Genomic DNA, 25,198 nt, shown 5'->3' with positions numbered 1-25,198 from the left:
TCTGGAACGGTATATAAGTTGTCGTTGCAACAGTTGATCTGACAACAAATGTGATCGCCGCTCTCCTTCCTACTCCCAGTGCATGGTGTGCCGGATTGGGTGCTGAATACAATCTTTGGGAAGATGTTCAGGCGGCAATGGCAGGGAGGGTGAAGTAGAAGGTCGTCCCCCTGCCAAACGTCGAACTGACCCGGATCTGCCCTCCATGCCGGTCGAGGATCCTCCTGGCGATGGCAAGGCCGATCCCTGTCCCTTCGTACTCCTGCCTGGTATGGAGCCGCTGAAAGATCACAAAGATCCGCTCGAAGTATTCCGGCTCGATCCCGATCCCGTTATCCGCGATCGAGAACTCCCAGAACTGCCCGACCCTCCGGGCCCTGATATAGACCATGGGCACCACGCCCGGACGGTGAAACTTCACCGCATTGCTGATCAGGTTCGTGAAGAGCTGAACCATCTGCATCCGGTCTGCCATCACCATCGGCAGCGGGTCATGCGTGATGGTCGCCTCCGAGGCCCGTATCATCTGGTCCAGGCCCAGTTCCACCTCGGCCAGCACAGTCCCGATATCTGTCTCGGTGAACTGCGGTTCACTGGCGTTGACGCATGAGAACGACAGTACATCCTGGATCAGCATCTGCATCCTGAGACCTCCTTCAACAAGGTATCCCAGGAATTCATCAGCATCGGAGTCGAGTTTTCCCCGGTACCGCCGGTCCAGCATCTGGCTGTAGGAGACGATCGACCGCAGCGGTTCCTGCAGGTCGTGGCTCGCGATGTATGCAAACCGCTGCAGATCTTCATTCGATCGCTGCAATCTTCCGGCGTACTCCTTCAAACTCTCCTCTGACTTCTTTCGTTCCGTAATCTCCGTCGCCACAACAAGCACACTGTCGCAGATCCCGTCCGGGTTCAACATGGGGACCTTGGCCGTGGTGAACCAGTGGATCTGCCCGTCCGGACCAGCAATCTCTGCATCCGAATGGACCTCCTTTATATTGCCGATCACCTCTGCATTCTCGTCATGGAGGTGAGGGAGGTGCTCGGCAGTGTCGAGGAACCTGAACTCGTCATCGGTCTTCCCGATCATCTCGTCGACGGTCGTACCGAAGAACCGGGCCGTCGCCTGGTTGACCAGGAGGAAACGCCCCTCCCGGTCTTTCACAAAGATCAGGCTCTCCGCGGTGTCGACGATCTTACGCAGATACCATGATGACTCCTGTCGTGCTCTGACCTGGTCGGTGTATGTGCTGATCCCGATCGCAGCGATGATGAGCACCAGACAGAACGACACCCGGTCGAAGACGATATCGATTAGAAACGATTGTGAGGAGAGGAGAAAGCCGATGATGATCAGAACGATCGCGATCCCTGTAACAGCGAAGGGCGCCCATCGTTGACGGACCCAGATGGTCAGGATCAAAGGGAGGACGTAGGGGGTAAGTACTCTGAAAGAGGGAGGTGTGACAACGTCGATGAAGAAGATCGCAGCGAGCGAGATGACGATCAGAATCGGTATCAGGTCGGAGGAATGCCGGGGTATCCACTCTTTTAGACCGGCCGGCCGTCGCTCTTCATCCGGTACCTGGCTGATGCTCTCTCCCCCCGACCTTACTGATCCGATCACGGATCTCATCGACTCTTATCCTTTCACGTAATAAGTGCTTCCTTTTGGATCAGGGGTGAGGACGAGAGTCCGGTATATACCCGCTGTCAGGTTGTCGACGATACGTTCACAGAGATGGGGGGTCCCGGTGAAGCAGGATCAGATCGGTTCCCCTGCGCTGACCAGCATGTAGGCCAGGGACGAGTACTTGATCAGGTAGATCATCTCGTTGGCGATCCCGGGGATCGCACGCAATCGAATCCTGCAGCCCCTTCGCAGAGACAGCGCCAGTCGCAGTTCGCGCACTGTTCAGCCGCCGGCTGCCGGGGAAACTCCTGGTTCTGTATCCCAGCGATCATCCGCTCCACGGCAGTCTGCGCCTCGGCGAGGGCTGCCGGCCCGACCGCCACCTCGGCGATTGAGCCGGTATCGAAGTGGTAGATCGTCGCCCGGTGCACCTCGTGACCGAGCGCCCGGGCGGCCAGGGCATAGACCTGGAGCTGCCGCTCGACGTCGGGCCGGAACGAGGCCTCCCCCTCCTCGGTCAGTTTGAAGTCCCGGAGTTCGACACCGCCGTCACCATCGCCGAGGACAAGATCCATCGCCCCGTTCACCACGCCATTCCCGACGGTGAACGAGAACGGCAGCTCGATGCCGGCGATCCGGGCGAAGTCCCGGCTGTTCTCTTCCACGTAGCGGATGGTCTGCCTGGCCACGATCCCCCGCACCCGTTCGGTCGTCTCGGCCGGAGCGAAGCGGAGGAGGAGGTGCTCGTCGACCAGCCCCGGGATCTCCGCAGGATTGAATATTCCCCCGGCCACCCGTGCATGCACGGCGGCCAGCACCGAGTGGACGGCCCGCCCGAACCCCAGCTCCTCCCTGGGCATCGGGTCGAACCCGTAGAGGTGCCGGAGTTTGTAGTCGAACGGGCAGTGGGCGTAATACCGAAGGGCCGACCAGCTCGTCTCGATCCGAGCCGGCGACCGGTCTGGTCCGGAGACTGTAGCATGGATGGTCCCACCATCCCTACAATGACCAGGGAACTGGTCGACGACAAGGTCCCGGGGGTACTCGGAGAGGAAGATCGACGGCTCAGCCGGGGGGACGTCCCCGGTCCTCTGGCGGTGGCCGGAGAGGAAGAGGAACTTCTCGCTCCGGGTGATGCCGACATAGAAGAGCCGCCGCTCGTCCTCAAGGCCGGTCGCATACCGGTCTCGATCGAAGAGGTGCGTCGGCACAAACCAGACCGACCGGTCAGGCCGGTCAGAGGGGAACTCGCCGGCATTCAGCCGGGGGATGAAGACGACCGGGAACTGGAGCCCCTTGGCCTTGTGGAGGGTGGTTACGGTCACCGCATCTGGGAGGATCTCCTTCCCGGCCCCGCCCTCCTCGGCCTGTCTCATCGCATGCTCCTGGATGTACTCCAGGAAACGGTGGATCTCCATCGGCGTGATATGGGGGTAGAGGTGCTCGAACGCGGTGACGAGCTGCGAGAGCTGGCCGAGGTTGTAATACCAGATCTCAGGGAAGGGAGCACGGTCACCGCCCATGGCCTGCACCACCCGGTGGAAGAGCGTCTGCAGACTGAGCGACTCGCTCCGATCGGTCTCCCGCTTCAGGTCCGTCATCGCCTCCAGGAACACGGCACAGTCTGCCTCCCCGCGGCCGAGCGCCAGGTACGACGCTTTGAGGTGGGGAAGTTGCACCGGCACCGTGCTCCTGAGAGGGTAGGGAAACTCCCCGAGGAAGGCGAGGGCCTGCATCACGATCACGACCTCGGGCCGTTCAAAGAGCCGGCCCCCGCTGACCACGAAGGGGATCCCGGCCTCCTCCAGGGCGGCGGTGAGGGAATGGGCGTACATCCGGACAGAGCGCATCAGCACGGCCATATCGCGATAGGAGAGCGTTCGCTCCTCGCCCCGGTTGCTGATATACACCCGGCCCCGAAGTGCCTGGATCTGCCCGACGATCCCTGCCACCTCCTCCTCTTCATCTCTAAAGAAGCAGGCGGCGATGTCGCCCTCCTTGGTCTGCCCCACCCCCTCGGGCCAGGGCTCCATCATCTTGGGCAGCCTGAGTTCGTTTCGATCGATCACCCGGGATGCGGCGCTGATGATCCCCGGGGTCGACCGGAAGTTCTGCTGGATACGGACGGTCGTGACATCGGGGTACCGGGTGCCGAACGAGATGATATTCTCATAGTTCGAGCCCCGCCACTGGTAGATGCACTGGTCGTCATCGCCGACGACTGAGAGGTTCCCGGTGCTGCCGACCATCAGGCGTATCAACTCCTCCTGGAGGGTGTTGATGTCCTGGTACTCGTCGACGATCAGGTACCGGACCCGTTCCCTCTCACCGGCGAGCAGGGCGGGGTCCTCTCCGAGCGCGTCGACATAGTGGGCGATCATTCCGGTGAAGTCGATGTAATGGTCTGCGTGGAGGCGGTCGAGATAGGCGCGGTAACACTCGCAAAAGGGCGGGTCAAGGCTGGCCGGATCGATCCGCTCGTCCCTGACCAGGTCGGCGTTCCTGCAGAAGTCGTGGATGATCTCGTACCGCGACGGCTCGCGGCGCCGGTCCTGGTAGTGGACGAGGAGGTCCTCGAAACCGAGATCCCGATAATACCGGGAGCAGAAGAGGGGGCGCATATCGTCGTCGAGCAGGTCGAAGGAACGATAGGTCGGCAGAACCTCCTTCAGCCGCTGAGCACAGTAGGCATGGATGGTGCCGACCGAGAGGCCGGCCAGGTCCGGTCCAGCCGGGGCCTGTGCATGCAGATGAAGACGGAGACGATCGGCCATCTCTGCTGCAGCCCGGTCAGTGAAGGTGAAGGCAACGATCGACCCCGGGTCCACGCCCCCGGCGACGAGGCCGGCGATCCGTCGGGTGATCGTCTCGGTCTTGCCCGAGCCGGCACAGGCGATCACCTGCAGGTTTCCGTCGCGAAATGCGATCGCCCGCTTCTGCTCAGGGGTCAGCATGGATAATCGTCATTTTGGGGAAAGATAAACGTTATGGACCCGGTACCCGAGGCGGAGCAGAAGACTGACCACCAGCACCGAGGCCGAGACCACGCCGGCCCGCACCCACAGTTCCAGGGAGAGCGGGACGGTCGCAAAGAATGCACCACCATACTGGACGATCAGCACCTGGACGGCGACGATGAAGATGGTCACCGCAAAGAAGGTCGGGTTCCCCCGGAAGAAGGGGGGCATCTTCCCGTCGAACGCCCTGCAGTTGATCCCGTTCCAGACCGCAGCGAAGATATACGCCGCGAAGAAGACCGTGCCGATCTCCGCCGGCGTCGACCCGCCCAGAAACCCGGTGGCCAGTTGAAGCAGACCGCCGGCGATCAGGAAGAGGCCGGTGACAGCGATCGAGAGCCACATGAACGGCGTGACGATCGGGGCGTCATGCGAGATCGGCTGGTTGTTCATCAGTTCGGGATGGGGGGCCTCCGAACAGAGGGCGAAGGCTGCGAGCGTGTCCATGATCAGGTTGATCCAGAGCACCTGGATGATAGTGAAGGGTTCCGGTAACCCGAGGAGCGGGGCAATGAAGATCAGGATACAGGCACTGAAGTTGAGAGTCAGCTGGAAGAGGACGAACCGCTGGATGTTCTCGTAGAGCGATCGTCCCCACCAGACGGCACTGGTGATCGTGGCGAACGAATCGTCGAGGAGAATGATGTCGCTCGCCTCCCGCGCCACCTCGGTGCCGGCGATCCCCATAGCCAGCCCCACATCGGCATGCTTGAGCGCCGGAGCGTCGTTGGTGCCGTCACCGGTGACGGCGACGACGGCCCCGGTCTTCTGGAGGGCCGAAACGAGCAGCAGTTTGTCCAGGGGTTCCGCCCTGGCCATCACGTCCAGTTCCTCTGCAGCCCCGACCTGTTCTGCAGGGGTGAGGGAACGGAACGCCTCGCCGGTCATGACCGTCCCGCCCTGCATGATCCCCGCCTCCGCTGCGATGGCCCGGGCCGTCTCGGCGTTGTCCCCGGTGACCATCCGGACCCGGATGCCGGCCCGCTGGCAGGTGGCGACCGACTCTGCGATCTTATCCCTGAGATGGTCGCGTATTCCGACGTACCCGTCCCAGGTCAGCCCGGTCTCGGTCTCGTCACCGTCGATGATCTCCTTGTGGGCGAACGCAAGCGTTCTCATCGCCCGGGATGCGAGGGCATGCACCTCGTCCAGGTCCGGACTCTGAATACAGAGCGAAGCCAGGATCTCCGGTGCACCCTTCACCAGAAGCCAGGACCGGCCGTCCCGGGAGATGACGGTGGACATCCGTTTCCGTCTCCCGTCGAAGAGGTGCTGCCTGATGATGTCGGTCTCTCTCCGGATCTGGAGATAATCGAGCCCATGCTCCCGAAGCCACCGGAGAAGCGCCCCCTCGGTGGAGTTCCCGATGACGATCACCCGATCGTCCCGCTCCTCGAGATGCGCCGTCCCGTTCACCGCGGCATTGAGCGTGATCCATTCGGCCCGCGTCTCCGGGAGTCGTCGGGTGTGAACCGGCCTGTTGATCGATGCCTCGATCACCACCATCTGGTTCATGGTCAGCGTGCCGGTCTTGTCGGTGCAGATGGTCGTGGCAGAACCGATCGTCTCACAGGCGATCAGCCGGCGGACCAGGCAGTTCGCCTTCGCCATCTTCCGCATCGCCAGCGAGAGGGAGAGGGCGACGCTCATCGGCAGTCCTTCGGGGACTGCGGCGACGACGATCACCACGGCGAGCATCACATCATGGAGGATGACATCAACTGAGGTTATGGTCAGCCCGGTGATCTCACCGAGGATGATACCGCGGACGAGCAGGGTGCAGAAGACCAGTACGGCCATGGAGTACCCAAAAGAACTGATGATGCGGGCGAGCGCTTCCAGTTTCTGTTCGAGCGGTGTCAGGGTCGCATGATCGATCCCCAGCGAGGCGGCGATCACGCCCATCTCTGCCGAGTCCCCGACCGCCCCTGCGATCATCCGACCCTTGCCGGCGGTGACCAGCGCCCCTTTCAGCAGGCGATCCTTAACCCCTTTCGCGACCGGTTCGGTCTCCCCGGTGAAGGCCGATTCGTCGGAGGCGAGATCGTCGGTTGAGACGACCCAGCCATCGGCCGGTATCCCGTCGCCGGCCTCGAGCAGGACCAGGTCCCCGACCACGATCTCGCGGGAAGGCACTGAGACGGGGTGGCCGTCCCGGACTACCTTGATCGCCAGGTCGTCGCGGTGTGCATTGAGCAGTTCGAACTCTTTACTGCTCCGGTATTCGTTGAGAAATGCGATCAGGGTCGAGAGGAGGACCGCGATGACGATCCCGATGGTGTCCAGCAGCCCCTCTCCTCTGATGATGGAGACGAGGGCGGAGAGGGCGACAGCGAAGAGGAGGATCTTGATGATGGGGTCGTCATACTTTCGGAGGTACTGTCTCCAGAGCGGCTCCCGGGGAGGAGGGGTGATCGTGTTGACCCCGTACTTCCGGCGCATCTCCTCGATACGGGAGAGAGGAAGACCCTGATCGCCGGTGATGGAGATCAGGTCATCGTACGGGGCCAGGACAGGGGTTCTCATCTGATCCCCTTCATAGACCAGCGTGGATTGGTATACATAGTAACCAGTCTGTCTGGTTTCGCGGTCAGACCAGATAGGTCTTGTGAGGGAGGAGGGGGATTGGAGCACCACCCCTCACATGAACAGCCCGAGCGCCCGGTACGCGAGCCCGCCGAGGACGATGGCCAGCGCGATCTCGGTCCCGGTGATGGCGAGCGCCCGCCTCCACCCAAACTCCGAGGCCAGCGCGAAGATGGCGGAGATGCAGGGGATGTAGAGCATCGAGACGAGGGCCAGCACGATCAGCTGTACCGGGGACATGATGGCGGCGAAGTTCGTCGTCTGAAAGATCACGGCGAGCGTCAGGATCGTCAGTTCCTTTCTGACGATCCCGAAGATGAGCGTGATCCCGACGACCGCCGGCAGCCCGAGCCAGAGCGTGGTGATCGGGGCGAGCAGGGCGTTCACCGGGTCGAGGAGGCCGGCTGCATAGAACCCCTGGAGCACGGCACTGCCGACGATGTAGGCAGGGAAGACGACCCAGATCAGCGATTTTGTTCTGGCCCAGGTCTGCTTCAGCACCACCCGGAGCGACGGGACATGGTAGTCCGGCATCTCCATGATCAGCCCGACCGATTCGCCGGGCACCGCCTTGAAGGCCACTCTTCCGACCACGAGGATCAGCAGGATGTCGAATACATAGAGGGCGAGCGCCCACCAGATGTTTACGAACGCGGCCACCAGTCCGAGGATCACGACGGTCCGGGCCGTGCACGGGACGAGGGTCACGAGAAACGCCGCGAGCAGTTTCTGTTTCGGCGACTCCATGATCCGGCAGGAGTAGATGGCCGGGACATTGCACCCGTACCCGAGGATCAGCGGAATGATCGCCTTGCCGTGCAGCCCGAGCTTGTGCATTCCCCGATCGAGCATCACCGAGATGCGGGTCAGGTAGCCGGAGTCCTCGATCACGGCGAGAATCAGGTAGAACGGGAGGACATACGGGATGATCAGGGTCACGCCCGCCAGGAACCCGGTGAAGACACCGTTCCAGAGGATGTCGGTGACCGGGCCGGTGATCACCGGTTCGTACTGTTCGAACTGGGTGAGGAACGAGGTGATGAACGCCGATATCGGGGCCCCTATCAGGAAGGTCCAGACCAGGAGGCCACCGATCACGCCGATCACCCCGAAGTACCCGAGGACCGGGTGGAGGGCTACCTGGTCGATCCGGTCGGTCAGGCTCTTCTTCTGCAGACCGTTCGGGGGTGTCTGCACCGTGATAACCTCTGCGGCGATCCGGTCTGCGATCTGGTATCGCTCGGCCGTGATCACCACTGATACCGACTCGCCATGGATCTCTTCAATCTCCCGGGCCAGCCGGTCAGCCTCCAGAACGATCGAAGCGTCCTCTGCACCGACGATCCGGACCATGTCGGGATCGCGTTCGAGCAGTTTGATCGCCGTCCATCGGGCGGGGTACGGCGTCGAGACCGGACCGAGCAGGGAGACGATCCGGGCTATCCGCTCCTCGATCTCTTTCCCATAGCGGAGCACCGGGGGCACCGGCCGGTCGTGCAGAAGGTCGAGGATCGCGTCGGTGAGCGACGAGATCCCTTTCCCCCTGATGGCCACGGTCGACACCACCGGAACGCCGAGGATCGTTGAGAGTTTCTCCACATCGATGGTGAGCCCCTTCTTCTCCGCGAGATCGATCTGATTGACCGCAACCATGAGAGGCGGTGCCAGTTCCATCAGCTGGATCGTAAAGAAGAGGTTCCGCTCCAAGGCCGAGGCATCGATCACGTTGACCACCGCATCCGGGTGCTCGAGGGCGATGAACTCCCGCGAGACGAGCTCCTCCATCGAGTACGTGGAGAAGGAGTAGATGCCGGGCAGGTCGACCACCCGGATCCGGTGCCCCTTATGCACCAGCAGCCCCTCCGCCCGTTCAACGGTCTTCCCCGGCCAGTTCCCGATGATCTGGTCGACGCCGGTCAGGTGGTTGAAGGTCGCGCTCTTGCCGACATTGGCGTTCCCGGCGAGCGCTACCGTGTACTCTGCATCCTTAACATTGCCGACCCCCTTGGGTGTACACCCCTTGCATCCTCCGCAGCCGCTCATTTCTCAACTCCCGGTGCGTCGACAAAGATCTTCTCGGCGATGGCATGATCGATCGCAAGTTTGGTCCTCCGGACAGAGACCTCGACAGGCCCTTCCATAGCGGTCTTTCGGGTTACGGCCACGCAGGTCCCAAGGGTGAGCCCGAGGTCGGAGAGGCGCTGCACGACCTTCTGGTCTCCCCGAATGAATGCGATCCGACCCTGCTGTTCTGGCCCCAGATCGGTGATCGGGATCACGTTCCTGGTCCGGGGTGGTGTCGATGCGGCGCTCTCAGCAGCCGCAGCGCATTCGGTGCAGTCCCCGATCGCTCTATTGCAGGGATCGATCGGGCTCCCGTGCGGGCACCGACCGGGGGCCTCCAGCAGCCGGCAGAGAGCATCCTCTGTCTCCCCGGAGATGGTATGTTCCATTCTGCAGGCCTCGTCATGGACCTTCTCCCGGTTGATATGGAGGATATCGGTCAGGAACACCTCGAGGAGCCGGTGACGGCGCTTGATGGTCGTTGCGATCGTTCTCCCTTCTCCAGTCAGGGTCGCTCCCCGGTAGGGTTCGTACCTGACGAGGCCCCGCTCTGAAAGGCTCTTCAGCGCCTCGGTTACGCTCGCCGGCGCAACCTTCAGGCAGTGAGCAATCGCGGTCGTCTTTGCCGAACCGTCCCGATTCTCAAGGTCATAGATCGTTTCGAGGTACTCCTCGACCTGTTCCTGTGCCATTGTACTGGTTATTTAGGTCGACCTAAATAATAATGTTTTAGGTAGTACTAAAAATACCAGGCCTGCAGCACCTCCCCGATACTTTTTTAACTATACCAGAAGAGTAGGGGAACAGACCATCCACATGAGAGCATAGTAGTGACCAGTCGAGGAGGGATACCAGTAATGTCCAGTGAGATTCAGGCAGATGCAGAACTGGATTGCGTCGGCTTCTTCTGTCCGATGCCGATATCGATGACCAGGGAGGAGATCGAGAAGATCGGGATCGGGCAGGTGCTGAAGATGGAGGCCGACGATCCGGCGGCGGAGGAGGACATTCTCCGCTGGGCGAAGAGGACCGGACATGAGGTGATCAAATTCGAAAAGACCGGAGGAGTGATGACCTTTTACATCAGGAGAGTGAAATGACGACGAAGATTCTGTATGTGCAGACAAGCGGGCCCGACACGCCGGAGCGGCTCTATTCGCCCTTTGTCCTGGGGAGCACGGCACGGGCGATGGATGTCGACGCGAGCATATTCTTTATGATCAAGGGGATCCTGGTGATGAAGAAGGGGGAGGCGGAGAAGATCCAGATCGGCTCGTTCCCGCACCTGGACAAGGTGATCGAACAGGCGTCGTCTGCTGGCGTGCAGTTCTATGTCTGCGAACAGAGCACCCAGTTGCTGGGGATACCCAGGGGCGATTTCATCGAGCAGGCGACGATCGGCGGGGCGGCGACATTGAACGATCTCGCGCTGGACGCCGACGCCGTCCTCACCTTCTGAAGATGGAGAAGCCATGAAGCGGATATATCTCGACCATGCATCTGCATCGCCCGTCGACCCGCGGGTGGTCGCGTTCGCGGTTCCGTTCCTCTCCAAGGAGTACGGCAACCCGTCCACGCTCTACTCGATGGGCCTCGATGCCAGGAGGGCGCTGGAGCATGCACGGGGAAAGGTCGCCTCCCTCATCAACGCCGAGAGTCCGGCCACCATCATCTTCACCGGCAGTGCCACAGAGTCCAACAACCTGGCCATCCGGGGGACCGCGCTGCGGAACAGGCAGGCCGGGCAGAAGGTGGTTTCAAGCGTCATCGAACACGTCTCGGTTTTGAACCCGATGAAGGAACTCCAGAAGAGCGGGTACCAGTATGAGACAGTGCCGGTCGACGCCAGCGGGGTCGTCGATCTTGAAACACTGGCAGACCTGGTGACGAAGGAGACCGTGGTGACCTCCATCAACTATGCCAGTGATGAGATCGGTACGATCGAACCGATTCGTGAGATCGGTGAGATCGTGCATGAGCGGGGGCAGTACCTGCACGTAAATGCGACAGCGGCGGCCGGCAAGATCCCGATCGATGTCCAGAAGGACGGGGTCGACCTGCTGACCATCTCCTCCAATGATCTCTCTGGGCCCCGAGGGGCCGCAGCCCTCTACATCCGGAGAGGGGTGAAGGTGCAGACGATACTTCCCGGCGGGGGGCAGGAGAATGGGATCCGATCGGGGACCGAGAACCTCTTCGCCATCGCCGGGATGGGGGAGGCGGCCGTCATCGCAGGAGAGGAGATGGCAGGGGAACGAGAGCGGCTGCAGCAGATCGCCAGGTTATACCGGCAGGAGATCCTCACCATTCCAGACTCGTACCTGACCGGTCATTCGACAGAGCGACTGCCGGGTCACCTCAGTTTCCGGTTCAGCCGAATCGAAGGGGAGAGTATTCTGCTGAACCTGGATACAGCCTTCAATATCCAGGTCGCGACCGGCTCGGCCTGCAGTTCGCGGACGCTGGAGCCGTCGCATGTGCTGCTGGCCATCGGCCTCAAACATGAAGAGGCGCACGGATCGATGATCATGACCCTCGGGCGGTCGACGCAGGGGGAGGACATCCCGTATGTCGTGGATGCAGTGAAGAAGACGGTCGATCGCCTCCGGGAGATCACCGCGATGTAAAGGAGGAGAGAATGGAAGACGTACCACAGATCGGATATACCGAGAAAGTGATGGACCATTTCATGCACCCGCGGAATGTGGGGGCTGTGGCCGATCCGGACGGGGTCGGCCAGGTGGGCAACCCAGTCTGCGGGGACCTGATGGAGGTCTCCATCAAGGTGGAGAAGGATGTGATCACGGACATCAAGTTCAAAACATTTGGATGCGGATCGGCCATCGCAACCGCGAGCATGGTGACCGAACTGGCCAAGGGGAAGACCCTCGATGAGGCAGAGAAGATCAGCCGGCAGGACGTGGCCGATGAACTTGATGGGCTGCCGCCGCGGAAGATGCACTGCTCCAACCTCGCAGCAGACGCACTGCACAAGGCGATAGAGGATTACCGAAAGAAGACAGAAACTGGCTGATCCGGTTTTGGAAATGAGACAATACCGATAGGTATCACTCCAGAAATTCACATTTTTCAAACAAAAACATCCACTCTGAAAAGAATTACGCTACGAATGAGTGGACATCACGATGGCCCGGGCTGGAACATCTCCTCCAACCGTTACCAAAAAACACACACAGTGAAAACAGCTATGAATAAGAACGATACTGGCAACGCTGTATGGTTCCCGAGGACTCGCGTACCTCAGTACAGCATACGACGTAAACCGGCTTAACTTCTGGGTTCGGCATGGGTCCAGGTGTGTCCCGATTGCTATGGCCGCCAGTACCGATGATGGATGATGATTAATAACAATTACGAAAAAATATCCCTTCGAAAAAACCTGTCGACTGTACGAATGAACGGATACGAAGCGTTGTCACTCTCAAGAGAGAACAATACAAAATTCATGAAAACAGCATGCTTTTCGATGCATAAGAAGGGTAATAGCAGCGTATTATAGTTCCCGAGGACTCGCGTACCTCAGTACAATATAGTACGTGAACTGGCTTAACTTCTGGGTTCGGAATGGGTCCAGGTGTTTCCCAGCTGCTATGGCCGCTATTACCCAAAGCCAAGGTCCGGATTTGAACCGGAGTGTAGCTGATCTGCAATCAGCCGCGTGGCCGCTCCGCCACCTTGGCAGCCGTGTGTATATTTTTATTACTCAGATTAGTAATAAAAATAATGGTTTAGCACTCCAGATTTCGTCTGGGTTCAACTCAAGTTGCAAGTACTAGAGTTTGGACGTTAGTGCTTGCGGACTGAACACGTCGTAACCTTCGTGCTTACATCCCAAGTCTATCAAACGGATCTTTTATCCATGTCCTCAACGGAGTCTCTTTTTAGGCTGGGTTTCAAGCTTAGATGCTTTCAGCTTTTATCCCTTATCGCGTAGCTGCTCGGCATTGCCTTGTCAGACAACCGATCAACCAGTGGCGACGAGTGAAAGTTCCTCTCGTACTATTTCATTCTTGCCTTCAGACTCCTGACACTCCTAATAGATAGTAACCGACCTGTCTCACGACGGTCTAAACCCAGCTCACGATCCCCTTTAATAGGCGAACAACCTCACCCTTGGCCGCTGCTGCACGGCCAGGATGGAAAGAACCGACATCGAGGTAGCAAGCCGCCGGGTCGATATGTGCTCTTGCCGGCGACGACTCTGTTATCCCCGGGGTAGCTTTTCTGTAGTCAATAGCCCTCACCAAAAGGACATATTGGTTCGTTAGACCCGAGTTTCCTCTCGCGATCATTTGCTTTTCATGATCGCGTCAGGCCAACTTATGCTCTTGACACTCTCCTGTGAGTTTCTGACTCACATGAGTTGACCTTAGGGCACCCTTGATATTTTTTCGAGGGTGTGGCGCCCCACCCAAACTGCCTACCTATCGATGTCCTCACAAAGGAGTGAGAGTTACAGTGTAACAAGGATGGTGTCTCATTGTTGGCTCCCCGTTTCCCGAAAGAAACGGATATAACGCCTCCCATCTACACTGCGCAAGTAACACCGTAACTCAACGACAGGCTGCAGTAAAGCTCCACGGGGTCTTCACTTCCCATTAGGAGTCCCTAGTCTCTGCACTAGGACAAAAAGTTCAACGGATTTGTGTTAGGGACAGTAGAGCTCTCATTAATCCATTCATGCAAGTCGCCAATTAAGCGACAAGGTACTACGCTACCTTAAGAGGGTCATAGTTACCCCCGCCGTTTACAAGTCCTTCGTCCCGTTGAACCGGGTGTTCAGATACTTGCACTGGGCAGGAATCACAGACTATACTAGTCGTTTCCGAGTTGCAGTCTGCTATGTTGTTATTAGACAGTTAGAGCTCCCTGGTCACTGCGACCTGCCTGATCTCCAGGCAGGCACCCCTTATTCCGAAGTTACGGGGCCAATTTGCCGAGTTCCCTTAACACAATTAAATCCGACACGCCTTCGCCTCTTCAGCGAGGGGCACCTGTGTCGGTTCTCGGTACGGACATCTAATTCCCTTTTCACGGGCTCCAGGAATTTGCTGGGTTTCCCCATCACGTATTCCTCTGCTTCTCACCATTACGGTACTCCACAGAATTCGACGCTTAGACAGAGCGACAACTCTGCCCAGCATATCCCAAAGCGTCAGGGCTTGCGCTTAAAACTAGATGGTACAGGAATATTAACCTGTTTCCCTGTTGGCGTACTCGAGTTACGGTACGTCTTAGGACCGACTAACCCTTGGCTGACGAACATTGCCAAGGAAACCTAGCCCCTGCGGCGGTTGGGATTCTCACCCAACTTTGCTTCTACTATTGCCAGAATTCTCATTTCTACACGGTCCACTGGAACTTACGCCCCAGCTTCCACCCATGCAGAACGCCTCTCTACTGGATCACCTTGCGGTGCCCCGAGGTCTCTGTAGTAGGTTTTAGCCCCGTCCATTTTCAGTGCCCTAAACCTTGACTGGTAAGCTGTTACGCACTTTTTGAAGGATAGCTGCTTCTGAGCTCACCTCCCAGTTGTCTTTGGCCTAGGACCGCTTTCAGTGTTGACACTTAACCTACATTGAGGGACATTAACCTCGGTCTGGGTTGTCTCCCTTACGGACTACAAGCTTACCCCGTAGCCCGGACTTCCAGCCTTCTACGATGATAGGGAGTTTGGAGTTTGACAGGGGGGTGAGGAATTTCTTCCCCAGCTCCCCCAATCAGTGCTCTACCTCACTATCGATCTCCAGCCAGGTCATGCTGCGACATGTTTCGAGAGGAACCAGCGGATGCCTAGTTCGATTAATCTTTCACTCCTATACACAGGTCACGGGAATGATTTGCATATCAAAACCCCATTCGGTCCTCCACGCAACTTTCGTCACGCTTCAACCTGCCCACGCATAGATCACTAGGCTTCGGGTCTTATCCTGCTGACTCCGCGCACTTTTAATACGCCGTCTCACACCCGAAGGCTACAGACTTGTTGGTTTCCCTTCGGCTCCCCTTTCGGGTTAACCTTCGCCAACAGAATAAACTCTCTGGCCCGTTCTTCAAAACGTACGTTATAACATTGGCAACCATACCCGTACTACCGCCTCGCGACGGGTTTCTTCGTATGGAAGATCCTTTAACGCTATAACCCGCTATCACCTATCAATTTCAGGCACTTTTAACCACCTTTCTGGGGTTACTTTTCAGCCTTCGCTCACGCTACTAATACGCTATCGGTTTCGAGGAGTATTTAGTTTTGGAAGTTAGTGACTCCCAGATTCCCGCGAGAATTCCGACCCACGGTACTCAAGACTTCACTTAGATCTTCGCTGTGTACGTGTACGGGACTATCACCCTCTATGGTACGACGTTCCAGACGACTTTCACTTAACATTGAAGATCATAACAGTGAGCTTACAACACCACATCTCCCTTGCGGGATTCAGTTTGAACTCCGTCGTGTTCGATCGCCTCTACTAACGACATCTCGATTGATTTCTTCTCCTGCCCCTACTAAGATGTTTCAATTCGGGGCGTTCCCAATCCTTACGGATCGACACAAAAGTGCCAGGATGTCCCATTAGGGTATCTTCGGATCGTAGGCTCCGTGCGCCTCCCCGAAGCTTATCGCAGCTTGGCACGCCCTTAATCGGCTCTCGAACCGAGCCATCCACTGATAGGCTTAAATTCTAGTACTCTTTGATGTTGAACCCATTTAACGTCCAGAGTGCTAAACCATTACACGGCATCGTCAGGTCATTAACCTTCAGCCCTTCCCGGGAGATTCACATCTCCAGGTGCATCGAAAGTGGACTCAATAGGATTTGAACCTATGGCCTCCACCCCACAAGGGTGGCGCTCTTCCAACTGAGCTATGAGCCCTCTGCTTTATTGACACTGGCTATTTTGTGTTCTGTTCAGCAACTGCCAACTCCAATTCATTAGGAGGTGATCCAGCCGCAGATTCCCCTACGGCTACCTTGTTACGACTTAACCCCTCTTGCGGAACCTAGATTCGACTACGGCGAAAACCGCAGCCTCATCAAGACCCCACTCGAGTGGTTTGACGGGCGGTGTGTGCAAGGAGCAGGGACATATTCACCGCGCCATTTTGAGACGCGATTACTACAGATTCCAGCTTCATGCGGGCGAGTTGCAACCCGCAATCCGAACTACGGACAGGTTTAAGAGATTGCCTTCACCTTTCGGTGTCGATACCCATTGTCCTGCCCATTGTAGCCCGCGTGTAGCCCGGATAATTCGGGGCATGCTGACCTACCGTTGCCCATTCCTTCCTCCTCTTTAGCAGAGGCGGTCCCAACAGTGTCCTCATCATCCCGAAGGACATGCTAGCAACTGTTGGCGTGGGTCTCGCTCGTTGCCTGACTTAACAGGATGCTTCACAGTACGAACTGACGACGGCCATGCACCTCCTCTCAGCTAGTCAAGCAAAGTCTTCAGCCTGGCTATCATCCCGCTGTCTTATCCGGTGAGGTTTCCGGCGTTGAGTCCGATTAAACCGCAGGCTCCACCTGTTGTGGTGCTCCCCCGCCAATTCCTTTAAGTTTCAGCCTTGCGACCGTACTTCCCAGGCGGCACGTTTCACGGTTTCCCTTCGGCACCTCGGTGACTCGTGGTCACCGATACACCTAACGCGCATCGTTTACGGCTGGGACTACCCGGGTATCTAATCCGGTTTGCTCCCCCAGCTTTCGTCCCTCACTGTCGGAGCCGTTCTGGTGAGACGCCTACGCCACAGGTGGTCCCCCAAGGATTACAGGATTTCACTCCTACCCCTGGAGTACCTCTCACCTCTCCCGGTCCCTAGATTGCCAGTATCCCTTAAACGCCTGTCGGTTAAGCCGACAGATTTCCCAAGAGACTTAACAACCAAGCTACGGACGCTTTAAGCCCAGTAATAGTGGCCACCACTCGAGCCGCCGGTATTACCGCGGCGGCTGGCACCGGTCTTGCCCGGCCCTTTCTTCACCTGTTTTTTAAGCAGATGGACAGCCCGCGTTTACGGGCACTCGGAGTTCCCTTATCACGGTTTCCCGCATTGTAAAGTTTTCGCGCCTGCTGCGCCCCGTAGGGCCTGGATTCGTGTCTCAGAATCCATCTCCGGGCTCTTGCTCCCACAACCCGTACCGATCAAAGGCTTGTTGGGCCGTTACCCCAACAACTACCTAATCGGCCGCAGACCCATCCTAAGGCGATAAATCTTTCAACTATAGAGCATTCCAGCTTCCATAGACTATGGGGTATTATCCCCAGTTTCCCGGGGTTATCTCCCACCTTAGGGTAGGTTATCCACGTGTTACTGAGCAGTACGCCGAGGGCCGAACCCTCTCGACTCGCATGGCTTAATCGAACTCCGATAGCAGTGGCCTCTGGCAGGATCAACCAGAATTAATTTGAAATACACACAATACTATCTGAAATTTTAATGGAATTGGCAGTTACTAAACAAAATTCCACATTGCCAGTATCAATGTCAGAACCGAAACCGATCTCGTCGGTCGAATCGATTCTCCATCACAGAGGGTAATATCCTATTGTATTACCGTAAACTATCTGCACACTTGCACAGACGTTTGCTCGCTGTCGTTGTTTGTTACAACGCGAGATACTTATGTTGGACGCCGGCACATATATACCTTGCTACAGGCCCGATTCATCGAATCGGACGAGAGCATTCGTCCCCCACAACCACTCGTGTCGACTTCGCAACGCGAGATACTTATGTTGAACGCAGGTGCATATATACTTTACTGCAAAACCGGATTCTAGGAATCGGATTTGGAGAAAATCCACCACAATCACTCGGGTTGATGATACAACGCGAGATACTACTGTTGTGTGTAGGTGCATATATACATTATTCAAGAATCGGATGATCCCAACCCGCATTCCGGAAAATTGCCGGCATTGCTCGTCGCACAATATATGTAACGCGCAAACCCATCCAGGAATTCGTGTCCCTTAACCAGATTGTTGAGAGATGATCATTCCCCCAGCATGAAGAAGGGGGCGGTTTCGAGGGGGAATCCCCAGGCCATGGTGATTTCAAACACAGGCCGGCACCTGATCAACACTGCCATATCAACCAACCCAGAAATTCAATCGTGATTGAGAAGATAATGCAGCATCTGACAGGAGAGACAATAGTTCCAGAGATCGTCACCAATGGTGATGAGGATCATACAGAGATCCCGATAGAAAAATGAGATGATTCATAGAAGCGTAGCCACATCAGCACAGGCAACATCGTCACAAGAGCGAGATGGAGCGCATACACAGGAGTAGTCTGAAAATTATACCGTACGTGGGACCATAGGGCATAGGCCGTAACCGTGACAAGCAAGCACCTGCAGGAGCAGGGTAGCCAGAATGATCAGGAGGCCACAAGCGAGTGTGATAAAGTGCACAGCCAGATTCATCCCCTGCACCCGAAACGAGATGAACCCGGGGACTATATTGCTGAAGACGATTGCCAGGACGAGTAACAGATAGATAGTTTGCATAAGTTACCCCCCTCAGAAAATTATAATCGCAGAACTGGAGTCATTGAGCAACTGCAGATAAGTCGCGGCCCCGGTCAGTTTCACCCCTTCGACAAGGGTGGCCGCGGAGATCCCTCGAAACTTTGCACATAATTCACAGGCATAGATGATGGCTCCAGCCCTGACGACCACCCCCATCATATGATCAAGTCGGTTGAAGGCAGGATGCTTTACTCCGGCAGCAACATCCCGCCGCGCCATACTCGCCCCATCCATGAGCAGGAAGATGATGACCTCTTTTTCCACACTTATAGCAATTTGGGAGGAGAATGAAGGTAGCAAAGGCCCGTTCGGCATTACCAGTACCACTGCCCTGTACAACCAAAATTCCATCAAAACCTTCTGAGACCACCCTTGAACCGGATGATTTGACTGCCACCACAATATCTGTTATCGAATCGACACTTGCGTTCAGTGGGATCGTCGGGAGAAGGCATGTCCGCGACGCATAGATGAAATTCAGGGGATACAATATCCTTCTGGCAATGGCTCAGTGAACGAACGGGCAAAACCAAGATAGGAGTGAGTGAATGTCATAGTGGGATTCTGCAACACAGCATCGGGAGCCCGAAACCTTTACACATGTAGAACTCACGGTTGAAAAATCATTAGGGATGGCCTGCAAGGCATATGGATCTTCAAATTCTATCGAAAAATTGGCGTTCTGACAGAGTAATGGACTCCCATAAGTTCACGTAAAGTGGAGATAGAAGGCCCACAGGGACTGGGGAAAAAAGGAGTGCTCAATGAGCTGAGTTTTCTGGAGACTCAGCCTCGTAAATGAACATCTCTTCGATATTCACCCCGAAATAGCGTGCAATTTTAAAGGCAAGGTCGAGGGAAGGAACATATTTTCCCTTTTCAATAGCAAGGATGGTCTGACGATTAACCCCTATTGCTGCTCCGAGATTTTCCTGCGTGAGGTCGTTCATCGCTCGAAAAACCTTGATCTTATTCTTCATCGGTCTCCCAATCCCCATATTTTCGAGCGTAGTATAACCTGAACCCGACGTACAGAAAGATCATCAGACAGAGAAGACCGAGCTGGAGAAATCCCATCATTTTTGGAGAAAATTCCCCCACGATATTCGCCGGCGGAGGTTGACGTGGGGCAAACGAAGGAACATGGAGTAACTGCATCACTCCTCCGATCGAAACAGCACAGAATGCAACCCAGAAAACCTGCATTGTCCGCCCCATGGCCTGTTCCGCAATTTTAATATCTCTCTCATCCTCAGTGAAATCCGTGTAATTCACCTTCACATAATAAACAATGGCAACAGCCGCGACGAATGATAACTCCATGAGCAGAGCCAGATTGTGCTCCACTGAGTACCAGAAGATGCAGACCAGCACAATGGCGACAATCCCTAGTAAAAGATAGAATCCGTTCCTCTTCATGATGGACCTATGTATAGTATATTATACATTTTGTCGTATAAATATACCTAATGCATATTTCAGAATTCCAGAGCGGGAATCTATCCTCGCTTATACCCAAACGTTCTGAGAAGTTCTGTCCGTAGCACAACTCCATCGGACCCCTCGACCCCTTTGGGCTTCTCACCGTCGATCACCCCCATTACTCCGCGTCCCAGTGAGGTTTCTACAATCACGACCTCAACAGGGTTGGATGTTGCGCAGAAGATAGTACAGACCTCCTGAATGTTCTTGATCGCATTCAGTACATTGATAGGAAAACAGTCCCGTAAAAAGAGGATGAACGAATGACCCGCGCCGATAGCAGCGGCATTCTCCTGTGCCAGCACTTTGAGTTCCTGATCAGTCCCCTCGATCCGGATCAGGCAGTCACCCGAAGCTTCACAGAACGCAAGCCCGAACTTCGCATTCGGTACCGAGCCGGCCACCGCCTCGAACAGGTCCTCCACAGTCTTGATGAAATGCGCCTGTCCGAAGATCACATTCACATCCTCAGGTTTTTCAATCCTGACAATCCTGAATTCTACAGTCCCTGTCATCTTCTTCTCCAGCAATTGGAGGATGGAGGCGTCTGGATATAAATGGTTCTGTCCAATTGGTCGACCTGGACCTTTTCATCAGTAAAAAGGAAAGATAATTCTGTGGTTCTGCCTGTTCAGAACAGGATCTCCCCTTTAGGATATCTGATCTTGGGCACTGGACTGTCAGCTGCATATCCAACCGGACAGAGCATGACCGGAACAAGCGGCGCCGGAATGTTCAGGATCCGGATGAACTCAGCAGGGTCAAACCCACCCATCGGGCAGGAATCAAATCCAAGCGATTTTGCACCATTAATTGCGTTCCCCAGGGCGAGATAGGTCTGTGCCTGTGACCAGGCAAATTGTTGTTCCGGGGTCATCGCATCGGCAAAATGGGATACCATCCCAATGATCATCGTCTGCGTCTCCTCTGGGATGCTGTTTTCTTTCAGCAGTCTTTCAAGTTTCTTGATGAGGCCGGCATAATCCGGGTCTGCACAGAAGACGAGCAGGTGTGAACAGGTGGTGATCTGCTCCTGATTGAAAGCCGCCGGTTTCAACTGCTCCTTGACGTTCTGGTCAGAGATTATTCTGATCCTCCAGGGCTGGATGTTCAGTGCCGAAGGAGCGAACCTGACCAGTTCCATCAACTCGTCGATCTTCTCATCCGGGATTTTAGCACCATCAAATTTTTTGGTTGCATAGCGCTCCATCACGATATCCTTGAACTGCATGAATCTCTTCTCCAGTGATAAGATCCAGGTTATGGGATTAAAATATAATGTGTCCGATCACCCCGTCTGTTCTCTACCAACACCATATATCTGCGTTCACCTTCCAGAGAACGTCTCATCGGAGAAAATTTAACAATAACAATGAATCAAGTTAGAAACAATCACATTTCCCAGAGTAAGGAGAATCAGAGATGAAAGGATCACAGACAGAAAAAAATTTACTTGCTTCTTTTGCAGGTGAATCACAGGCTAGAATGAGATATACTTTTTTTTCCAGCATCGCTGCCAAGGAAGGTTATGAACAGATCGGTGCGATATTCCTTGAGACGGCAGAGAACGAAAAAGAGCATGCGAAGTTGTTCTTTAAGTTGCTAGAAGGAGGAACTGCAGAGATCACCGCAGGTTATCCAGCAGGCGTGCTCGGATCGACAGCAGACAATCTCCGGGCAGCAGCTGATGGAGAGAAGCTGGAATGGGGCACGCTCTATCCAGGTTTTGGTGACGTAGCAGAGAAAGAGGGCTTTACTGAAGCTGCAGCGACCTTCAGAAATATTGCAAAGGTGGAGGTGTTCCATGAAAGACGGTACAGAAAACTGCTTGCTAACATAGAACAGCACTCTGTCTTTAAAAAAGATCTTCCCATCAGCTGGAAATGTCGGAATTGCGGTTATGTCCTGGAGGCAGGAGAGGCGCCAGAGAAATGCCCGGTCTGTGATCATCCCCAGAAGTATTTTGAAGTCTGGTGTGAGAACTACTGAACTCATCCTGGTGTATATCTCCAGGATTCAAGCGATCGATGGCACATAGCCAACTGGCAATCGAATAAACAGATCACGAAAGAAGATGAGAGGGTAGGGAATTCCCCCCCCACCTTCAATGGGCACCTGATCACATTATCCCAGACGACGAGAAAGGGAGAATCGCAGGATCCTCTGGAGTTAGAACCCGAAGTCACTTTTAACGGTTGAAGTACTGCTGAACTACAGAGATCAGAACAATCAACCACCATCTGCATCGATCACCAGCATCACCAGACCTCCAGAGTGGATGACCTGTGTCACCAGATTTAACACTGTCGGAGCATTTTTCCCATATCCCACCCACTGTATCGCATGGTCAGGATCATCCAGTCACCATGGGCCATCCCTGCTGCTGGTTCGCCACCCAGAAGTATCAAGGAGTTTATCGGCAGGGAAGCCTCAGGCACTGATCGACTCTCCATCGCTCACATACAATGCCCGGCTGGTTGGAGGGAACCCGGGCAACGACTCCAGTTTGATGAGTATTTCGTCGTCCTGAGCGGAACACTGGTCATAACTACGCAGACTGAGGTACTGCATGCTTCTGCAGGCCAGGCAGTGATAGTGCCAGCTGGAGAGTGGGTGCAGTATAGCACGGCAGAGAAAACGGATATTATTTCTGTCTGCATTCCCGCCCCTTCATCAGGGCGAGTCAACCGGGATGAGAAAAAACCAGAGCCCGGGCCCAGTGAAGATTATCAGATAGACTTTGGAGAGTATGGAATTGACGGGCTATCTTTGATTGAACCGCTCTGGACGATGCTCAGAGATCATCATGCCCGGGTATCCCAGCACTTCAGGTCAGAACATGAGTTTCGAACTTTTGCGGAGCGATGCCAGGAACTTCTGGAGAAGAACTGCGGCCGGACAATGATGGTCCATATTGCCAGGGAGACCAGTTCGGGTGAAGTGATCGGGTACTGCGTAAGCTCCGCAGCCCCCGGGGACTACGGTGAGGTGGAGTCGATCTATGTACATCCCTCATTTCGGGTTCACAAGATTGGTACCACCTTTATGGAGCGGGCATCCTCATGGATGGAGGAGGTCGGGGTGACCGGCTCCCGGGTGATGGTATTTGAAGGCAACGAAGAGGTCTTCCCCTTCTATGCACGATTCGGGTTCCATCCGCACCGGCACCTCCTCACCCGTCAACATGAAAAGGAGCAATGAGTTCCCATCAAATAGCGCACCGGATCGTGGATATGCAGAACAGTTCCTTCCCACAAGGGACAGGAAACGGGCAGAGCAAGATGCCAATTGTTTTTGGTCGCAGCGGGTGCCATTGACTTTCCAGTCCAGTACATCCGGTAGATCTCCACCAGGGCCCGGCTGCGCCTTTCTCTCTGCCAGATACTAAAACGGGCTGGGGCCTATCTGGTCGACCTTTGTGAAAGAAAAAATACCTCTTTAACCTGGAATCGAACAGAAATAATGATCGGCTCAGGGTCTTTGAACGGTTATTCCTCTCAAGAATTATTAATTATTGGTGACGGTCGTGCCGGCCAGCAGGTACTGGTGGAGCACCTTTCCAAGTCTCGAGATCCCTTCCCATATCTGTTCTTCACTGGCATTTGAGAAGTTCAACCGCATCGTTGACTCCCCCCCTCCATCGGCATAGAACGGGACACCCGGTAGGATTGCTACGTTCTCTGCCAGCGCCCGCTTGAAGAGTTCTGTCGATGAGTACCTGTCCGGCAGCGTGACCCAGAGGAACATACCCCCCTCAGGCCTTGTACATGTGACCCCCTCCGGGAAATGCTCTTTAATCGCTGCAAGCATACAGTCGCGCTGGTGCGCATAGGCATCAGTGATTTTGCTGATATGCTCATCGATGGAATAGTCAGCCAGGAACCGGGCGATGATCCTCTGGCTCAGGATGTTAGAGTGAAGGTCAGTCCCCTGCTTGGCGGTGATGATCTGTTCCATGATCTCGTGTGGAGCACAGATCCAGCCCATACGCATCCCAGGCGCGATAATTTTTGAAAACGAACCGGTCATCACCGTTTGATCGGGCAGGAAGGAGCGCATCGCCGGCATCTGATCTCCACTGAACCGGAGTTCGCCATATGCATCATCCTCAATCAGGATTGTCTCCGATCTCTGTATCTCTTCAGCGATTCTGTGCCTGTTCTCAATCGACCAGGTTATGCCCGAAGGGTTCTGCGAGTTGGGAACTCCATAGAATATACGCGGGTTCTCATCAGTAAGGACAGCGTGGAGGACTGCCGGATCAGGACCTTCTTCTGTGAGCGGAACACCCAAGAACTCCGGCTCAAAGAGGGAGAAAGCCTGGATTGCCCCAAGATAGCCAGGTCGTTCGATAGCGACCCGCGAACCCGGATCGATGAATACCTTTCCGATAAGATCGAGGCTTTGCTGTGAACCGTTGGTGATCAGGATCTCATCAGGAGAAACATCCATACCGAGCCGGCTATGGTACCGCTCAGCGATCCATTCGCGAAGAGGCAGATGCCCCTCGGTGGTGGCATATTGAAGAGCTGCTGGTCCATCCTCCATTATCACAGCCTTCGCAGTCTCTGCCAGTCTCTCAACCGGGAACAAAGCTGGACTTGGAAGCCCCCCAGCAAAAGAAATGATCTCCGGTCGTTCCGTAACTTTGAGGATCTCCCTGATGAATGACCGTGGGGTCTTCCCCATCCTGGAGGCGAAGGTGTACTGCATAGACGCTCAATATTATATCAGTTCTTTTTCTATTTACGGTTCCCCAAAGCCTCAGAAGTCTGATCTCCATAACCTATGAGGACTGGATCGATTACGGAGTCTCACGATAAATGGATTATAGAAGGTTACCGGGCAGGCTCTCT

General features: G+C 55.7%; 19 protein-coding genes, 2 tRNA genes and 4 rRNA genes. 6 read left to right on the top strand and 19 right to left on the bottom strand.

Annotation, left to right across the window (positions count from 1 at the left end):
* Positions 1 to 127: 127 nt before the first annotated feature.
* The 5 genes from ACFKSJ_RS01475 to ACFKSJ_RS01455 all read right to left on the bottom strand — a co-directional run bounded on the left by ACFKSJ_RS01475 (position 128) and on the right by ACFKSJ_RS01455 (position 9,992).
* Entirely contained in the window at positions 128 to 1,627 is a 1,500-nt protein-coding gene (locus ACFKSJ_RS01475; RefSeq protein WP_440950502.1) for a sensor histidine kinase, read from the bottom strand.
* A 200-nt stretch (positions 1,628 to 1,827) separates the two neighbouring features.
* Positions 1,828 to 4,587 (bottom strand): ATP-dependent DNA helicase, encoded by a 2,760-nt coding sequence (locus ACFKSJ_RS01470; RefSeq protein ID WP_440950501.1) that lies wholly within the window; start codon positions 4,585 to 4,587, stop codon positions 1,828 to 1,830.
* Positions 4,588 to 4,596: 9 nt separating this feature from the next.
* Positions 4,597 to 7,176: a calcium-translocating P-type ATPase, PMCA-type gene (locus ACFKSJ_RS01465; RefSeq protein WP_440950500.1), complete on the bottom strand. Its 2,580-nt coding sequence runs from the start codon at positions 7,174 to 7,176 to the stop codon at positions 4,597 to 4,599.
* A 114-nt stretch (positions 7,177 to 7,290) separates the two neighbouring features.
* Positions 7,291 to 9,279 (bottom strand): ferrous iron transport protein B, encoded by a 1,989-nt coding sequence (gene feoB / locus ACFKSJ_RS01460; protein WP_440950499.1) that lies wholly within the window; start codon positions 9,277 to 9,279, stop codon positions 7,291 to 7,293.
* Positions 9,276 to 9,992: a metal-dependent transcriptional regulator gene (locus ACFKSJ_RS01455; protein ID WP_440950498.1), complete on the bottom strand. Its 717-nt coding sequence runs from the start codon at positions 9,990 to 9,992 to the stop codon at positions 9,276 to 9,278. The genes feoB and ACFKSJ_RS01455 overlap by 4 nt, the downstream gene beginning before the upstream one ends.
* A 165-nt stretch (positions 9,993 to 10,157) precedes the next feature.
* On the opposite strand from ACFKSJ_RS01455, the gene ACFKSJ_RS01450 reads away from it, so the two are divergent.
* Genes ACFKSJ_RS01450 through nifU form a run of 4 tightly spaced genes read left to right on the top strand, consistent with a single transcriptional unit; the run spans position 10,158 to position 12,334 of the window.
* On the top strand, positions 10,158 to 10,400 hold the full coding sequence (locus tag ACFKSJ_RS01450; RefSeq protein ID WP_440950497.1) for a sulfurtransferase TusA family protein: 243 nt from the start codon (positions 10,158 to 10,160) through the stop codon (positions 10,398 to 10,400).
* Positions 10,397 to 10,759: a DsrE family protein gene (locus ACFKSJ_RS01445; protein WP_440950496.1), complete on the top strand. Its 363-nt coding sequence runs from the start codon at positions 10,397 to 10,399 to the stop codon at positions 10,757 to 10,759. The genes ACFKSJ_RS01450 and ACFKSJ_RS01445 overlap by 4 nt, the downstream gene beginning before the upstream one ends.
* 13 nt (positions 10,760 to 10,772) lie before the next feature.
* A complete protein-coding gene (locus tag ACFKSJ_RS01440; protein ID WP_440950495.1) occupies positions 10,773 to 11,927 on the top strand; it encodes a cysteine desulfurase family protein in 1,155 nt (384 codons plus the stop codon).
* 11 nt (positions 11,928 to 11,938) lie between these two features.
* Positions 11,939 to 12,334, top strand: coding sequence for a Fe-S cluster assembly scaffold protein NifU (nifU, locus tag ACFKSJ_RS01435; RefSeq protein ID WP_012618304.1), 396 nt, complete (start codon positions 11,939 to 11,941; stop codon positions 12,332 to 12,334).
* Positions 12,335 to 12,522: 188 nt separating this feature from the next.
* Here nifU and rrf (ACFKSJ_RS01430) read toward each other — a convergent pair.
* The 13 genes from rrf (ACFKSJ_RS01430) to ACFKSJ_RS01370 all read right to left on the bottom strand — a co-directional run bounded on the left by rrf (ACFKSJ_RS01430) (position 12,523) and on the right by ACFKSJ_RS01370 (position 21,573).
* A 5S ribosomal RNA gene (gene rrf / locus ACFKSJ_RS01430) occupies positions 12,523 to 12,644 on the bottom strand.
* A gap of 157 nt (positions 12,645 to 12,801) precedes the next feature.
* A 5S ribosomal RNA gene (gene rrf / locus ACFKSJ_RS01425) occupies positions 12,802 to 12,923 on the bottom strand.
* 6 nt (positions 12,924 to 12,929) lie between these two features.
* Positions 12,930 to 13,001, bottom strand: a tRNA-Cys gene (locus ACFKSJ_RS01420).
* Positions 13,002 to 13,088: 87 nt separating this feature from the next.
* Positions 13,089 to 16,013 (bottom strand): 23S ribosomal RNA (locus ACFKSJ_RS01415).
* 111 nt (positions 16,014 to 16,124) lie between these two features.
* Positions 16,125 to 16,197 (bottom strand) — tRNA-Thr (locus ACFKSJ_RS01410).
* A gap of 61 nt (positions 16,198 to 16,258) precedes the next feature.
* A 16S ribosomal RNA gene (locus ACFKSJ_RS01405) occupies positions 16,259 to 17,725 on the bottom strand.
* The 16S, 23S and 5S rRNA genes sit together here with 2 tRNA genes alongside, the layout of an rRNA operon.
* A 789-nt stretch (positions 17,726 to 18,514) precedes the next feature.
* Positions 18,515 to 18,679 carry a DUF5400 family protein gene (locus tag ACFKSJ_RS01400; protein ID WP_440950494.1) on the bottom strand — a complete coding sequence of 55 codons (165 nt, stop codon included), beginning with the start codon at positions 18,677 to 18,679 and terminating at the stop codon, positions 18,515 to 18,517.
* Entirely contained in the window at positions 18,630 to 18,839 is a 210-nt protein-coding gene (locus ACFKSJ_RS01395; RefSeq protein ID WP_440950493.1) for a DUF5400 family protein, read from the bottom strand. Before ACFKSJ_RS01395 ends, ACFKSJ_RS01400 begins: the two co-directional genes overlap by 50 nt.
* Before the next feature lie 12 nt (positions 18,840 to 18,851).
* Entirely contained in the window at positions 18,852 to 19,175 is a 324-nt protein-coding gene (locus ACFKSJ_RS01390; protein WP_440950492.1) for a DsrE family protein, read from the bottom strand.
* A gap of 446 nt (positions 19,176 to 19,621) precedes the next feature.
* Positions 19,622 to 19,840 carry a helix-turn-helix transcriptional regulator gene (locus ACFKSJ_RS01385; protein WP_440950491.1) on the bottom strand — a complete coding sequence of 73 codons (219 nt, stop codon included), beginning with the start codon at positions 19,838 to 19,840 and terminating at the stop codon, positions 19,622 to 19,624.
* Positions 19,830 to 20,279, bottom strand: a complete 450-nt coding sequence (locus ACFKSJ_RS01380) for a DUF2178 domain-containing protein (RefSeq protein ID WP_440950490.1) — start codon at positions 20,277 to 20,279, stop codon at positions 19,830 to 19,832. Before ACFKSJ_RS01380 ends, ACFKSJ_RS01385 begins: the two co-directional genes overlap by 11 nt.
* An 80-nt stretch (positions 20,280 to 20,359) precedes the next feature.
* Positions 20,360 to 20,857, bottom strand: a complete 498-nt coding sequence (locus ACFKSJ_RS01375; RefSeq protein ID WP_440950489.1) for an adenosine-specific kinase — start codon at positions 20,855 to 20,857, stop codon at positions 20,360 to 20,362.
* A 116-nt stretch (positions 20,858 to 20,973) separates the two neighbouring features.
* On the bottom strand, positions 20,974 to 21,573 hold the full coding sequence (locus ACFKSJ_RS01370) for a nitroreductase family protein (protein WP_440950488.1): 600 nt from the start codon (positions 21,571 to 21,573) through the stop codon (positions 20,974 to 20,976).
* Positions 21,574 to 21,764: 191 nt separating this feature from the next.
* Between ACFKSJ_RS01370 and rbr the strand changes: the two genes are divergently transcribed.
* Positions 21,765 to 22,331 (top strand): rubrerythrin, encoded by a 567-nt coding sequence (rbr, locus tag ACFKSJ_RS01365; protein WP_440950487.1) that lies wholly within the window; start codon positions 21,765 to 21,767, stop codon positions 22,329 to 22,331.
* A gap of 354 nt (positions 22,332 to 22,685) precedes the next feature.
* A complete protein-coding gene (locus ACFKSJ_RS01360; protein ID WP_440950486.1) occupies positions 22,686 to 23,543 on the top strand; it encodes a GNAT family N-acetyltransferase in 858 nt (285 codons plus the stop codon).
* 306 nt (positions 23,544 to 23,849) lie between these two features.
* Here the strand turns inward: ACFKSJ_RS01360 and ACFKSJ_RS01355 are convergent, their stop codons facing one another.
* Positions 23,850 to 25,055, bottom strand: a complete 1,206-nt coding sequence (locus ACFKSJ_RS01355; RefSeq protein WP_440950485.1) for a PLP-dependent aminotransferase family protein — start codon at positions 25,053 to 25,055, stop codon at positions 23,850 to 23,852.
* Positions 25,056 to 25,198 lie beyond the last annotated feature (143 nt).

It is taken from the genome of Methanosphaerula subterraneus, assembly GCF_052055875.1.
GTDB lineage: Archaea > Halobacteriota > Methanomicrobia > Methanomicrobiales > Methanospirillaceae > Methanosphaerula > Methanosphaerula subterraneus.
The sequence above is the reverse complement of the archived record's forward strand: the minus strand, read 5'-3'. Positions and strand labels throughout refer to the sequence as shown.

Excerpts from the sequence above, each read along its gene's own strand:
- ACFKSJ_RS01455 (WP_440950498.1), bottom strand. The coding sequence starts at position 9,992 with ATGGCACAGGAACAGGTCGAGGAGTACCTCGAAACGATCTATGACCTT.
- ACFKSJ_RS01370 (WP_440950488.1), bottom strand. The coding sequence starts at position 21,573 with ATGCAGTTCAAGGATATCGTGATGGAGCGCTATGCAACCAAAAAATTT.
- ACFKSJ_RS01380 (WP_440950490.1), bottom strand. The coding sequence starts at position 20,279 with ATGAAGAGGAACGGATTCTATCTTTTACTAGGGATTGTCGCCATTGTG.
- ACFKSJ_RS01465 (WP_440950500.1), bottom strand. The coding sequence starts at position 7,176 with ATGAGAACCCCTGTCCTGGCCCCGTACGATGACCTGATCTCCATCACC.
- ACFKSJ_RS01450 (WP_440950497.1), top strand. The coding sequence starts at position 10,158 with ATGTCCAGTGAGATTCAGGCAGATGCAGAACTGGATTGCGTCGGCTTC.
- ACFKSJ_RS01445 (WP_440950496.1), top strand. The coding sequence starts at position 10,397 with ATGACGACGAAGATTCTGTATGTGCAGACAAGCGGGCCCGACACGCCG.
- ACFKSJ_RS01395 (WP_440950493.1), bottom strand. The coding sequence starts at position 18,839 with ATGCAAACTATCTATCTGTTACTCGTCCTGGCAATCGTCTTCAGCAAT.
- ACFKSJ_RS01375 (WP_440950489.1), bottom strand. The coding sequence starts at position 20,857 with ATGACAGGGACTGTAGAATTCAGGATTGTCAGGATTGAAAAACCTGAG.
- rbr (WP_440950487.1), top strand. The coding sequence starts at position 21,765 with ATGAAAGGATCACAGACAGAAAAAAATTTACTTGCTTCTTTTGCAGGT.
- feoB (WP_440950499.1), bottom strand. The coding sequence starts at position 9,279 with ATGAGCGGCTGCGGAGGATGCAAGGGGTGTACACCCAAGGGGGTCGGC.
- ACFKSJ_RS01390 (WP_440950492.1), bottom strand. The coding sequence starts at position 19,175 with ATGCCGAACGGGCCTTTGCTACCTTCATTCTCCTCCCAAATTGCTATA.
- ACFKSJ_RS01360 (WP_440950486.1), top strand. The coding sequence starts at position 22,686 with ATGGTCAGGATCATCCAGTCACCATGGGCCATCCCTGCTGCTGGTTCG.
- ACFKSJ_RS01385 (WP_440950491.1), bottom strand. The coding sequence starts at position 19,840 with ATGAAGAATAAGATCAAGGTTTTTCGAGCGATGAACGACCTCACGCAG.
- nifU (WP_012618304.1), top strand. The coding sequence starts at position 11,939 with ATGGAAGACGTACCACAGATCGGATATACCGAGAAAGTGATGGACCAT.
- ACFKSJ_RS01355 (WP_440950485.1), bottom strand. The coding sequence starts at position 25,055 with ATGCAGTACACCTTCGCCTCCAGGATGGGGAAGACCCCACGGTCATTC.
- ACFKSJ_RS01470 (WP_440950501.1), bottom strand. The coding sequence starts at position 4,587 with ATGCTGACCCCTGAGCAGAAGCGGGCGATCGCATTTCGCGACGGAAAC.
- ACFKSJ_RS01440 (WP_440950495.1), top strand. The coding sequence starts at position 10,773 with ATGAAGCGGATATATCTCGACCATGCATCTGCATCGCCCGTCGACCCG.